The following is a 13627-nucleotide window of genomic DNA, read 5'->3' as shown; positions in this document are numbered from 1 at the left end:
TAACACGATGGCAGACATGGATAAGCTGGCGTCAGCTCTGGAACATATGGTCATCTGACGTTTACCAACACCAAGTTCGATATCGCTCTTTGTCGTCGCATTCTAGTGCTGACATCCGCGTCGACATTTCTGGGTAAGCTAACGCTCTTTGGACCCACAAAGCGACATTCAGGGCCAACTTACCCTCTCTCAACTCCGGTCCTTGGTTCACCTCGTCCGAGCGGAGGGTTTGGGGCTTTAGTCGAGGCGGCTGAGCCGCGCCGGGCGCTGATCTCCGTCTCTCAAGTTGGCCGCTTCACACGGCTTTTGCCGGTCTTCAACTTGTCGCGCCGCTTGACGAATCGAGCCCTATTCGTGACGGACAGGAATGCCGTCCGAGACGACGTTGAATGCAAAGAACCTCGCAGCCCTTGGAGCCGAGCGCCTAGCGGAGCTGTTGCTAGACGTGACCGCCGGTGACGCTGCGGCCAAGCGCCGGTTGCGGCTCGAGCTGGCGAGCCGCGCCAGCGGTGACGTCGCGGGCGAGATCCGCAAGCGGCTCGTCTCCATCGCCAGATCGCGCTCGTACGTCGACTGGCGCAAGGTGAAGGAACTCGCCCGTGACCTCGAGACGCAGCGCGAGGCGATCGACGCCCATGTCGCGGCGAGGAGCCCGGGTGAGGCCTTCGACCTTCTTTGGCGTATGCTGGAGATGGCGCCCTCGATCTACGAGCGCTGCGACGACAGCAACGGCGCAATCGGCAGTGTTATCGCTTCCGCACGCGACGATCTCGCTGCGATCGCCGTTAAAGCCGGCAAGCCAGTCGGCGCATTGGCCGATCGGGTGTTCGCGGCGGTCTGCGCGAACGACTATGGCCAGTTCGATGAGTTGATTGGCCTGATGTCGCAGGCACTCGGGCCTGACGGGCTGAACCGGCTCAAAGCGCAGTTCGAGGAGTTGGCGGCCAACGCTCCCGTAGGCGACGCAGGCGGCGAACGCCGGATGATCGGGTTGAGTACGCGCTGGCCGATCTATCAGGACGATTACGAGCAGGGTCGTCATGGACGCCTCGTTCGCTCGGCGCTGACCAAGATCGCAGACGAGCTTGGCGATGTCGACGGGTTCGCGGGCCGCTATTCGGACGGGGAACGCGCCAACCCTGCAATAGCAGCGGCGATCGCCGAGCGGATGCTGGCGGCCGATCGCGCCAGCGAGGCGCTTGCGGCGCTCGACGGGGCAGCTGACGGTTTTCGCCGAGGCGGCCACTGGCCCGATTGGCAGCGCGTACGGATCGAGGTGCTCGACGCCCTCGGACGATCCGACGAAGCGCAGGGCGAGCGCTGGAAACTGTTCGAGCGCGGTCTCGATGCCGGGTACCTCCGGGCGCACCTCAAGCGGCTGCCGGATTTCGGCGACATGGAGGCGGAGGAGCGGGCTCTCAGCTTCGCGTCACGCTTTACCAGCTTCCATCAAGCGCTCGCCTTCCTGATCGACTGGCCCGCGCTCGACCGCGCCGCAGGTCTCATCATGGTTCGGGCCAGCGAACTCGACGGCAACCAATACTGGCTGCTGACCTCTGCCGCCGACGCGCTCGAGCAGCGCCATCCGCTCGCCGCCACGCTCGTGCTGCGGGCGATGATCGATTTCTCACTCGATGCCGCCAAATACAAGCGCTACGGCCACGCTGCCCGCCATCTCCAGACCTGCGAGAGTCTTGCCCGGCGGATCGACAATTTTGCCGGGCATCCAAACCACGTCGAGTATGTGGCGGACCTTAGGCGGCGTCACGCACGTAAAAGCGGTTTTTGGGATGCTTAAGCGAATAGAGCGAGGCGGCATGAAGCGAACGGTAACAAGATCGCGCCGCCTTCGACCCATACCCAGACATTCGGGCACCCTTCCCCACTCCCCAATAGACACTCGTTCATATCTACTTTCGCCGCTTTAGTGTCTGATAGTACGTCATGAACAAGGTGAATTGGTTGGTGGCGGTCCGACCGCTTTCAGGACATTGCCGTGTGGAAGGCGAGACCGAACCCCGCATGAGGCGCTTTGCACTACGGCAGCTGCAACTGCGCGGTTTCTAGCCCGTTTTAGATTAATGCGATACCTATGCGGTTCGCATCATGACGATGCTAATGCTGCTCCCATCTCTAATGGATGATGGCGAACCTCACCCTAGCGGTCAGGTCGAGAACAACAATCCCATCCCAGACGGGAGCATTACCAAGCACGCCGATGGTCTGCACGGGCCAGTCGGCAAAACCGGTCGGCTGAGCAGGATTGGTGAAGATAGTAACACGACCGAGAGAGGTTTTGCCGATGGAAACCAGACTGGTGGAAGGTGCGCCTGGGATAATAAGCGGCTTACCCCAAGCACTGCCCTGATAGTTTGCCGGCGCGCCATCGGTGGTTACGCGGTTGGTCAGTGTGCGCCAGGTCGCTAAATCGACGTTGAGCGGCAATTCGCTAGACCCGGTATCGAACACAAAGGCGTCGCTGTTGAACGTACCGATCGACAGGGGAACGTAGAGTTTGGAGTTGCGTAGCATCGCGCGAACGGATGGTGCTTCGGCGATCGCTGCGGGCACATCCGCCTCGGCAAACACGCAGAACCGTTTGTGAGGATAATCGAGGATCGCAATTTTACCGAGAAGCGCTGGAAGGCCGAGCGTACCTTGCACGTCGGCGTCGGCTTCCATGTCAGAATTGACGTAGATAGTCGGCCGGTCGAGGTCAGTGTCAGCGACTTTGAACCGCGCAGCTTTGAACGTCTCCTCTCCTGTTTTCAGCCAGTGCGATTGCTCGGCTAGATGCCCATAAAGGCTGATGACATCAGCACCCGTGTCGAGCTGCATTTCCAGCGACCGACCATTTACCGCTACCGGCACACTTATCGCGCCACGGACCGACCCCTTGGCGTTTGCAATCCACTTAAACGGTACGCACTGCGACTTGTCGTTGAGGCTTGTCGTTGCGCGGTTCAAAGCTGCGCTGGGCCCGGTAACGGTAGGCATGGGCACGGCAGATACTGTCGCGAGAGCAATGAATGCGATGAGATGGAACATCGCTTATGCCTTAACAGTGTGCTTGGAGAGGGCATAGCCTGTTGATGCAAGCGTTGGGCTTTTGCTGCCAAGCAGCTGTTTGCGATGATCCAGCGGCATCGTAGTCACGGTTGCGTCCGAGTCGACGCCGCGCTCGGCTTCACCGAAATACTGGCGCGCGACGAGCGCATGACCGTTCAATGGCATCACCGCACGGCACGGGCAAAGAGACGTTCGTCAAGCTGTCTCAAACAGATCTTGGTGAGGATGCTTTACCAGACGGTGTTGTTGGACAACGCGGGCGAACCGATTGTGCGCAACGATCCCTATGGTTGGGACGACCGCTTTGTCGCGGCGTTGGGCTTCGAGGTCGGTAAAGCGTTGCGTGTTAAGACGCGTGCCAGCGAGAAGGGACCGCGATCCAGCCATTCTACAGCGCTCGCCTACCTGCCAAGTTTGTACGCTCGGTGACCCTTGCGATAACTGAGTTCATACAGCGATTTGTGCGGTCGATGCCTTTGAGGCATGAAGCGCCATGATCACGAACGAAAGCGGCTGGATCCATCTGGCGACAAGCGCCGTTGAGATTGTCGGCACGGCAATCATTGTTGTGGGCGCATTCGGAACGCTCGCGGCCTTCCTGATCGGGTTGGTCAAAGGCGCGACGAGCCGGGAGATTTTGGTTGCCGACTTCCGCTCGGGTCTTGGCCGATCGATCCTGCTCGGATTGGAGTTCCTGGTAGCGGCGGACATCATAAACACGGTGGCGGTTGAGCCGACGATCGAGAGCCTGCTCGTTTTAGCCGGCATCGTACTAATCAGGACTTTTCTAAGCTTTTCGCTCGAGGTCGAGATAGACGGGCGGTGGCCGTGGCAGAAAAGACAATCAGCACACGGAGCGCCATACGACGGCAATCAGAAAGACTGACCCAGAGCATAGCATCGTAGTTGCCGATGACCCAGGTCTGGACGTTCGGGTCGCTCCACCTGCATTCCATATCCGGACGCTCGTTCATTCGGATTGAGCAGGATCGTCGTCGAGCGTAGCGACCCCCATCAAAGGATGCATCACAAAGGTCCAGCCGTCGCCGCCGACAATCATAAGGCGTAGCGATTGACGATCTGCGGTGCCAAGCAGCGATGCCGCTCCTGACGAAGCCGGCAACGTGACCGTCCTGCCATCCTGAAGAATGCCGGTTGCCCAGCCACGCCGTCCATTGCGGATCTCGCTGGCAAGACGCTCCAGCGCCGTCTCGAGCGCAGTGCGAGCACGTTTTCCTGTAACCCATGCATGGTCGCTTGGCCCCAACTCCAGCGGTGTTAATGAGGGTTGGCTGGGGACTAGAGACCGTTGTTTGACAACACGGCGGGATTTTTCCTTCGCGTTATCAAGAGGACGCACACCCTCCATACTCATCATGCGCGCAAACTCATCCATCGCTCTTCCCTCGGTCGTAGCGCCCGGAGCGCATGGGTTTGACCACTGGTTCCTACCTTATGAGAGGATGGCATCGCCTCCGAAACTGCAAATGAGATGCTGGCCGTCGAGCGCAGATACAAGACCTACAATCGAGTTGTCTTCGGCGGTCGCATCCGACGCACAAGCGTTTATATGCATTCTTGCTTCGCGTGCACAGCTTCAGACTTTCATTCATGTTCCTGGCGTTCGTTTTCCGCCTCAGTTATGACCGCGCCGACGTCGAGCTTCTTGCGAGGGCGGCCGCCGCCTAGCTGCGCAGCCCTCCCCTGATCGGTCCTATCCTTTCCAGTGCGTTGCCATGGCCAGCAACCACCAAAGCCGCCGGCACAGCCCCCCTGCCCACCAGCTGAACGACGGCTGCTTACATCCTATCGCCCCCCGAAAGCGGCTGGGCCGCTTTCTACCCCTGATGGCCCCATGGTCTTCGGACCCGCTAGCGTTCATGATAAGCGTAGGGCTTTAAGGACTACACCGAAAGCTCGCCTACCCCGCGAAGGAAGTCTACGGCGGCCAAGGGTTTATGCCGAGGCCCGCCAAGACGAGTGTCGATATGCAAGTCGAAAACGTTTGCCGCTCGATGCCCGTCGGCTTGGGTTGGAGGGCTTCTTACAGTCATAAAGTGCAATGATGGCATCCGGTATCCGCGACACTATGTGCACTGCGAGGCATAGCCCAAGTCGAGGACTCAGGGTGTCGACAAAGGCCAAAAGTCCCACCCAGACGAACTAAGAGCCTTGCGTCCTATACGAGACTTCTCTGCGTTGCCCGACATCGCGTTCCACCGGATCTAAACCGCCCCCAAGCGACCGGTACAACTCGACCAAATTGCTCCCCTGGTTCAGCCGCGTCGTAACGAGCTGCTGCTGCGCCGCGTAGGCTGTCCGCTGTGAATCTAGGGTCGTCAGAAACGACTCTACCCCGGCCCGGTAACGTGCGTCCGATATGCGCAATGCAGCGTTTGCCGCATTTACACGCGCAGTCTGCGCCGCGATCTGCTCGTCGATCGTCCCACGTTGCGCCAGCGCATCGGCGACCTCGCGAAACGCCGTCTGCACGGTTCGCTCATAGGTCGATACCGCAACCTGCTGCTGCGCACGCGCAACCTGCAGATTGCCGCGCAACCGGCCTCCGTCGAACAGGGGAAGGGAGACCGCCGGAGCTGCGGTATAGGTGAAGCTCCCTCCCGAGAAGAGGCCGCTCAGCGCGGGGCTGATCGTCCCGAGGGTTCCGGTGAGCGAAATCCTGGGGAACAAGGCAGCCCGGGCTGCCCCGATATTGGCATATTGCGCAATCAACTGGTGTTCGGCCTGGAGCACGTCGGGACGTTGCAGCAAGATGTCGGACGCAAGGCTTACGGGCAAGGCCTTGATCGCGACCTCGCCATTCCCCAACCCTTGCGGCAGTAATTGCGGGGTTACCGGCGTGCCGACCAACAGGTCCAGCGCATTCTTGTCTTGCGCCAGACGGGTCCGCAGCACTGCTATGTCGTTGCGAGCCGCCTGATACGTCGTCTCCGATTGTTGTGCCTCAAGTTCGGACGCGACACCGATACGGAACTGCGCGCGGGTCAGTTCAAGCGATTGCTCGAACGACTTGAGCGATTCCTGCGATATACGAAGCTGATCCTGGTCCGATGCATAGGTCAACCATGCGGTGGCTATTTCGGCGATCAGCGTGATGCGGGTGGACCGCTGCGCTTCTTCGGTGGAGAAATACTGCTCTAGCGCTGCACGGCTCAGGTTACGCAAACGACCGAACAGGTCGAGTTCGTAAGCCGAGACCCCGAGGTTTACCGAATAGAACTCGAGATTGGACGAAGACGATCCTATCCCTGCGCCCACTCCAGTACCGCCGGTACCAACCCCAGTACCGCCGGTACCAGCTCCAGTACCCCCGGTACCCGTTCCAGTTCCAGTACCGGTTCCCACGCCAGTTCCGGTACCGCTCCCCGTGGCCCCGCCAAGCGCGCCGGTCGCACCTTGGATATTGTTGGTGTACGTCGCCGACCCGGACAGCGTCGCTGAGGGAACAAGATTGGCTCGCTGGATCCGATATTGCGCGCGCGCCTGCAGGACGTTGCCGGCCGCGATCCGCAAATCGCGATTGTTCTGCAATCCCAACGCGATCGTATTGCGCAGTCGGTCATCCGTGAAGAACTCCCGCCAGCCGATCTTAGTGAGGTCCGGCGCATCCGTCGGCGCGACCGGGTACACACCGCCTGCCGGTAGAGCAGCCGGGACTTCCCCCAGGGGGCGAATGTATTTCGGCGCGAGATTGCAGCCGGCCAGTACCGTCGCGCCCAGCAGGCCAAGGACGATCTTGCTGTTCAACATCACTCAGACTCCCTGCGACGGCGCGGGTTCGTGCCCATGCGCGCCATCATCGTATCGATCGCCGTCCGACCTGGGATCGTCCGTGCCCGGCTGCTCTGCCTTCTTGCGGTTGAACAGGCGCATGACCACGACGAAGAACATCGGGACGAAGAAGATCGCCAGCACGGTCGCCGACAGCATGCCGCCCACTACCGCGCGACCGATGGCATTCTGTCCACCTGCGCCCGCTCCGCTGGAGATCGCCAGCGGGAAGACGCCGAAGATGAAGGCCAGACTCGTCATCAGGATCGGACGAAGACGCAGCTTTGCCGCTTCGATCGCCGCGTCGAATGCACTCAGCCCGTCCCGCATCTTCTCTTCGGCGAACTCGACGATCAGGATCGCGTTCTTCGCCGAGACGCCGATCGTCGTGATAAGGCCGACCTGCAGATAGATGTCGTTGTTGAGACCGGTCAATGTGGCGGCCAGCAACGCGCCGACGATCCCGAGCGGAACCACCAGCATCACCGAGATCGGCACCGACCAGCTTTCATAAAGCGCTGCGAGACATAGGAAGACGATCAGCAGCGACAAGGCGTACAGCGCCGGCGCCTGTCCTCCGGACAGCTGCTCCTCGTAGCTGAGCCCGGTCCAGTCCAACCGCGTCCCCGGTGGAAGCTTGGCTTGCATGTCCTCGACCGCCTTCAACGCGGCTCCGGACGACACGCCCGGCGCCGGCTGTCCGAGGATCTCCATCGACGGCTGGCCATTGTAGCGCGTCAACTGCGTCGGGCCCTGGTTCCAGGACACGTCGGAGAAGGCCGAGAACGGCGCCATGTTGCCATTCGCGCCGCGTACGTAGAGTTTGCCGATATCGTCGGGGGCCATGCGATAAGGCGAGTCTGCCTGGATATAGACCCGCTTCACGCGACCGCGATCGATGAAGTCGTTTACGTAGGCCCCGCCCCATGCCGTCGCGATCGTGCTGTTGACCAAGGCGAGATCGAGTCCAAGCGCGCCCGCCTTGTCCTGATCGACGTTCACCTTGAGCTGCGGCGCATCGTCGAGCGAATTGGGTCGGACCCCCATCAGCGACTTGTTCTGCGACGCCATTCCTAGCAGCTGGTTGCGGGCAGCCAGTAATTTGTCGTGGCCGATCCCGCCTTCGTCGACCAGCTGCAGGTCGAATCCGGTGGCGTTGCCCAGTTCCTGCACGGCCGGCGGAATGACCGCGAAGATCAGTCCGTCGCTGTATTTCGAGAAAGCACCCATCGCACGACCGACCACCGCTTGCGCCTTATTCTTGGCGCCTGGTCGGTCCTTCCATTCCTTCATCGGGATGAAGGCAATACCGCTGTTCTGTCCCTGACCCGCGAAGCTGAAACCATTGATAGTGTAGACACCTCGGATCGCATCGCCTGCGTCGCTCAGGAAGTGATCGCGCACCAAGTCCAAACCCTTTTGGGTCCGTGCGGTCGTGGCACCAGGAGGCCCCTGTACCAACGCGATCATCACGCCCTGGTCCTCGTCCGGCAGGAAACCAGTGGGCAGGCGCGTGAATAGGAAGATCATTCCTGCGACAATAAGCGCGTAGACGATGAGCGAACGGCCCCACCGGGTTGCCGTGGAACGTACCCCACCCTCGTAGCGTGCCCGACCTCGATCGAACCGGTCGTTGAACCAGCGGAAGAACCGCGACAGCGGCCCGTTGCCCTGCCCCTTGTTGGGATCGTGCGGCTTAAGGATCGTCGCGCAAAGCGCTGGCGTCAGGATCAGAGCGACCGCGACCGACAGGACCATAGCCGACACGATCGTGATCGAGAACTGGCGATAGATGACGCCGGTCGACCCACCGAAGAAGGCCATTGGCAGAAACACCGCCGACAGCACCACGGCGATGCCGATCAGCGCGCCGGTAATTTCCTGCATCGACTTGCGCGCCGCCTCCTTGGGGGAGAGGTGCTCTTCGGTGATCAGTCGCTCGACGTTCTCGACTACGACGATCGCATCGTCGACCAGCAGGCCGATCGCGAGTACCATACCGAACAGGGTTAGCGTGTTGATCGAATAACCGAAGGCCGCGAGCACCGCGAAGGTCCCGGTCAGCACGACCGGAACTGCGATCGTCGGGATCAGCGTTGCGCGCCAGTTCTGGAGAAACAGGTACATCACGAGGAAGACGAGCACGACCGCTTCGATCAGCGTCTCAACGACCTGTTCGATTGAAAGCCGGACGAACGGGGATGTATCGTACGGGAAGACTACCTTCACGTCCGGCGGGAACTGTTTGGCGAGTGCGTTGACCCGAGCCTTGACGGCGACAACAGTATTTAGGGCGTTTGCGCCCGGCGCAAGCTTGATGCCGATGCCCGAAGCGGGCTTGCCGTTCCACTGCGCGGAGAAGGCGTAATTCTCTGCACCGATCGCGACCCGGGCGACGTCGCCCAGCCGCACGACCGACCCGTCGGCACCACTCTTCAGGCGGATCTTAGCGAATTGCTCAGGCGTCGTCAGGCGGGATGACACGGATACCGTGGCATTCAGCATCTGCTCCTTGGGGGCCGGCTGTGCGCCGATCTGACCAGCGGAGACCTGCGCGTTTTGCGCCGTGACCGCGTTGGTCACGTCCGTCATCGTCAACGCGTAGTTGTTAAGCTTGATCGGATCGACCCAGATCCGCATCGCATATTGCGAACCGAATATCTGGGTATCGCCAACACCGGCAACGCGGGACAGCGGATCAGCGATCTTCGACGCGACGATATCCGCCAGATCGGCAGCGTCGTGCTTTCCGTTCTCGGAATAAAGTCCGACGAAGAGCAGGAAGTTCTGTGTCGCCTTGGCCACGACGATGCCTTGGCGCTGCACCTCCTGTGGGAGCAGCGGCGTTGCAGCCTGAAGCTTGTTCTGCACCTGGACCTGAGCGATGTCCGGATCGGTACCCTGCTCGAAGGTGAGCGTGATCGTCACCGTTCCCGCGGACGAGGACGATGCCGAGAAGTATCGGAGGTGATCGATCCCCTTCATCTGCTGCTCGATGATCTGAGTCGTCGTATTCTCGAGCGTCTGCGCGTCTGCGCCCGGATAGTTGGCGGTGATCGAGACGGCCGGCGGGGCGATCGCCGGGAACTGCGCGATCGGCAAGGTCCGTAGCGACAGAATACCGGCGATGATGACCATCACGCCCAGCACATAGGCGAAGATCGGGCGATCAATGAAATAGCGTGACATGGCTGGTTACTTCGCCTGTGCCTGCGCCTTACCCGGCTGTGGCTGAGCACCGGCGGGTTGCGCGTTAGGATTCCATGGCTTGCCCTGAACAGGCATGCCGGGACGAAGCATCATGCCACCCTCGACGATGACTTTGTCGCCCGGCTTCAATCCGCTCGTTACCAGCCAGTTTGTGCCGATTGCACGGGTAGCCTGAAGCGAGCGCACCTCAACCTTGTTCCCGGCGCCGATGACCATGACGGTGGGAAGCCCCTTTTCGTCGCGGCTGACCGCGCGCTGCGGGACCAAGATGCCGTTGGCCTGCGTGCCCTCGACGAGCGACGCGCGGACGAACATGCCCGGCAGCAGCAGGCCGTTCAGATTCGGGAACAGCGCGCGGATGACCTGCGACCCGGTCGAGGGATCGACCGTGACGTCGGCGAAGCGCAGCGTTCCCTGTGAGCCATATTCGCTGCCGTCCTCAAGCTTCAACTGAACGCGAGCGTTGCCGTCGCGGGTAAGTTGGCCATTGAGAATTTGCTGCCGGAGCTTGAGCAGATCGGCGCTGGACTCCTGAATGTCGACATAGATCGGATCAAGGCGTTGGATCGTTGCGAGGGCGTTGGTCTGGGATGCGGAGACCAGTGCGCCCGTCGTGTATACCGACCGGCCGATCCGACCGGTGATTGGCGCCCGAATGGTCGTACGGGCCAGATCAATCTGTGCAGTGCGCAGCGTCGCCTGCTGCGCCGCGACGTCGGCCTGCGCCTGCGCTGAAGTGGTTTGAGCGTTCTCAAATTCCTGACGCGCGATGGCATTAATTTTTACCAGTTCGCCATAGCGGCGAGCCAACGCGGCACTAGAAGCGATGCTGGAGCGGGCGCGCGTCAGCGCGGCGCGGGCGCTTGCAACCTGTGCCTCGTAGGGGGCCGGATCAATGCGATAGAGCCCTTGGCCTTTGTGAACCACGTCGCCCTCGACGAACAGGCGCTGGAGCACCAGCCCGTTGACCTGAGGTCGCACTTCAGATGTCTCGAACGCAGATGTTCGTCCAGGCAATTCCGTCGTCAGGGTTATCGGCTCCTGCCTCACCTCAACATAGCCAACCGGTGCAGGCCCCTGCGGCGCCTGCTGCGGCTGCTTCGCACCACACGCCGGCAGTGCGAGCAAAACGCTTGACGCCAACACGCAGCGCATCAGCCGATTGGAGGACATAAAATTTCCCGCTTGAAAAAAAGTATGAGAGCGATCACTCACGAGCGGCGTCGTTAGACGTGCCAGTTGAGTGCGTCAACAAGGCATGAGAGAGGACCTTAGATTGTCGACTGTTGAATGCCCGCCCCCCTCGCGCGCGGAGTTGCGCCGTCACAACATCAAGGCGGTGGCGCGGCGGCTCTTTGTAGAGCACGGCTTCCATTCGACCGGAATTGCCTTGATCGCTCGAGAGTCCGGAGTGGCCGTTCAGCAGCTGTACCGCGATTTTCCCTCCAAAGAGGACATCATTGCAGCAATAGTGGAGGCGGACTGCAAGAAGTTCGCGGACTTGGCTACTCTCGAGAGGGCATTGGCGGCGAGAAACCGTGACGGAATCATGATATGGCTGACATCTGCAACCTGTCGCCAGGAGGAGGTTGGTGACAGGCTTTTCTTGGAAATAGCAGCTGAGGCATCCCGGAACCAACGGATTAGCGCAATCTTCTCTGATGTTCGTAAGACAATGTCAGAAAACATAAGTCGGGCTTTTGCCGGTTTAGCAGCAAGTAACTTTGTGAGCGCGGAGCACCGCCTTCTTGCGGAGGCCTTCATGATCGTATCAATCGGCTCGGTTTGCACTGAAGCACTCCATGGAGGAAACGTCGCAGCCGCGAGCGAGAAGTTGATACGATGTTTAATTGAGAGTGCGTGAACCCAGACTATCGTTCATCCGGGAGCCTGCCTCGCCATATGGGCGAACGCCCATTTACCCACATTTGACGCGTAAAGCAGTTAGGCGCTTTTCACCCAATCAGCCGGTTAGCCCACTGTTCTGCAATCTGAACGAATGGCTGCTTACCGCCTATCGCCGCCCGAAAGCGGCCGGGCCGCTTTCCACCCTTTCCACCGGTCTATGTGCCCCGAAGTCAAAGTACGAGCTTAGTGCCGGTCATGTGGCGAAATGCCAGCTCACGGCATGTCAGCAATATCACCTGCATATGCTGCGAGGCTTCTCTCCTATCACTTGGCCCCCTCACCTTCATCGGAGGTGACTTGAGGAAGCGTTTGGTGACCGTCCATGGCACCCCCGCGACTTCGAAGCTAACCTCGACTTCAGGGGTGACATTCTTGTCGAACGGCTGGTACGAGCGCGTCAGTTGATTGCTCGATCGGTGCGGCGCGAAGAACGTTGCGCGGATCGCTTCGAGCTAGGTGGAATCGCCTGTCTTGTTGGGCTCGACCACGATGTTGAGGCCATCGGCTAGCCCGTCGATCGTAACTGGCGAACAGAACTTGCGGAAGTTTTGGCGGTGATCCGCCGCAGCTCCAGGCCCACGCAGTGGCATCCCTCGGACGTTCGACGAAAAGGCGCTCAAGCGCGCGCTTAGCCAGCGTCGCACCAGTGGGCGCGACATGTTCGGAAGCGCGCCGATCGTGGCGATGCCGGACGGCGGGCAGACCGGCACGGCGGTGGCCTTGCGGTGCGTCTTCGGCTTCGTCGCGGACCGGCGATGTTCCGCAGGCTTCGCAAACCGCGCTTTGGCTGCGTGGTACACCCGCGGCGCGACTTCAACGGCTGTGCAGGTAAGGCCCACGGCGTCCGCATGGCTCAAGATCAAGGCTTCGGCGACCTCAGCAAGGCGCTTGATGATCGGCGCGGCGGCGGCGAAATCGATGGTCGAAAGGTCGGTCACTTCGTCGACCCCCTCGACGCAGGGAACGCCGGCAGCCTCCCCCTAAATGAGGAGCGAACAAGACCGGATGATCACTTGAACCCAAGGGTAGCGGCGCGCACTATCCCTCCAGGGCGACGGGGAGGAACTGAGCCATGATGGGATACACGGTCGACGTCAGCCGGCCGAAGGCGCGCATGGCGGGCGTGGAATTCGACGTTTTCAGTGAGACCCAACGCCTTCGCGCGCACGTTAGTTACGAGACCCTCGGAGGGGGCCGGGAGAGCCGAACGGCAACCGAGTGGGAAACCCTGGTGCGAGAGATGCCCGGTAAACTTCAAGCGCTTGTCGACGAGGGACAGCGCAACGGTCGGTGCGGGACAGCAGAGTGTATGATGTGAAGCCGTTCCGACGCTGCGCGGCGCCTGACACGAGATTACGGCGCCTTCGCGCACGTATCGGCAATTACGAAATTCGACGTCTCGCAGCAGCGACGTCGTTTCACTAAAGGTTAGCGGTTTCCTGATACCGATTTTGGCGAGCACCATTTTCGCTGCAAAGAACGACAAACCATGACGGTTTCGGGTTATTGGGAGCTCAAAGACAGCGTGATGGCTTGGGTCAGATGTCGCTCGCCTAAGGAGAAACGCATACTCGCACCCGACCTGCTCATCCGCATGATCGACTTCTTCAGTACGGCCGACCAACAGGAATTGGCCAAGGCTCAGATC

Annotated in this window: 10 protein-coding genes; 4 read left to right on the top strand and 6 right to left on the bottom strand. The window is 60.6% G+C overall.

What is annotated here, in order from left to right:
- Positions 1-367: 367 nt before the first annotated feature.
- Complete coding sequence (locus ABIC16_RS20620) at positions 368-1798, top strand: DUF6880 family protein (protein WP_354292780.1); 1431 nt, start codon at positions 368-370, stop codon at positions 1796-1798.
- 335 nt (positions 1799-2133) lie between these two features.
- On the opposite strand, the gene ABIC16_RS20615 is transcribed toward ABIC16_RS20620, so the two are convergent.
- On the bottom strand, positions 2134-3048 hold the full coding sequence (locus tag ABIC16_RS20615) for a pepsin/retropepsin-like aspartic protease family protein (RefSeq protein ID WP_354292778.1): 915 nt from the start codon (positions 3046-3048) through the stop codon (positions 2134-2136).
- A gap of 84 nt (positions 3049-3132) precedes the next feature.
- Between ABIC16_RS20615 and ABIC16_RS20610 the strand changes: the two genes are divergently transcribed.
- Together ABIC16_RS20610 and ABIC16_RS20605 are read left to right on the top strand one after the other, a co-directional pair.
- Complete coding sequence (locus tag ABIC16_RS20610) at positions 3133-3498, top strand: hypothetical protein (protein ID WP_354292776.1); 366 nt, start codon at positions 3133-3135, stop codon at positions 3496-3498.
- Between the two features lie 64 nt (positions 3499-3562).
- On the top strand, positions 3563-3955 hold the full coding sequence (locus tag ABIC16_RS20605) for a DUF1622 domain-containing protein (protein WP_354292774.1): 393 nt from the start codon (positions 3563-3565) through the stop codon (positions 3953-3955).
- Positions 3956-4039: 84 nt separating this feature from the next.
- Here ABIC16_RS20605 and ABIC16_RS20600 read toward each other — a convergent pair whose 3' ends face one another.
- The 4 genes from ABIC16_RS20600 to ABIC16_RS20585 form a co-directional block, all read right to left on the bottom strand.
- Complete coding sequence (locus tag ABIC16_RS20600) at positions 4040-4465, bottom strand: hypothetical protein (RefSeq protein WP_354292772.1); 426 nt, start codon at positions 4463-4465, stop codon at positions 4040-4042.
- A gap of 767 nt (positions 4466-5232) precedes the next feature.
- Complete coding sequence (locus tag ABIC16_RS20595; RefSeq protein ID WP_354292770.1) at positions 5233-6840, bottom strand: efflux transporter outer membrane subunit; 1608 nt, start codon at positions 6838-6840, stop codon at positions 5233-5235.
- Positions 6841-6843: 3 nt separating this feature from the next.
- Positions 6844-10050, bottom strand: a complete 3207-nt coding sequence (locus ABIC16_RS20590) for an efflux RND transporter permease subunit (RefSeq protein ID WP_354292769.1) — start codon at positions 10048-10050, stop codon at positions 6844-6846.
- Between the two features lie 6 nt (positions 10051-10056).
- Positions 10057-11244 carry an efflux RND transporter periplasmic adaptor subunit gene (locus ABIC16_RS20585; RefSeq protein ID WP_354292767.1) on the bottom strand — a complete coding sequence of 396 codons (1188 nt, stop codon included), beginning with the start codon at positions 11242-11244 and terminating at the stop codon, positions 10057-10059.
- A gap of 142 nt (positions 11245-11386) precedes the next feature.
- Here ABIC16_RS20585 and ABIC16_RS20580 point away from each other — a divergent pair, with 142 nt between their 5' ends.
- Positions 11387-11935 (top strand): TetR/AcrR family transcriptional regulator, encoded by a 549-nt coding sequence (locus ABIC16_RS20580; RefSeq protein ID WP_354292765.1) that lies wholly within the window; start codon positions 11387-11389, stop codon positions 11933-11935.
- 496 nt (positions 11936-12431) lie between these two features.
- Here ABIC16_RS20580 and ABIC16_RS20575 read toward each other — a convergent pair whose 3' ends face one another.
- Positions 12432-12917 (bottom strand): hypothetical protein, encoded by a 486-nt coding sequence (locus ABIC16_RS20575; protein WP_354292763.1) that lies wholly within the window; start codon positions 12915-12917, stop codon positions 12432-12434.
- Positions 12918-13627: the final 710 nt, after the last annotated feature.

The organism is Sphingomonas sp. PvP055, from assembly GCF_040546365.1.
Taxonomy (GTDB): domain Bacteria; phylum Pseudomonadota; class Alphaproteobacteria; order Sphingomonadales; family Sphingomonadaceae; genus Sphingomonas; species Sphingomonas echinoides_A.
This window is presented reverse-complemented; position numbering and strand designations above follow the sequence as displayed.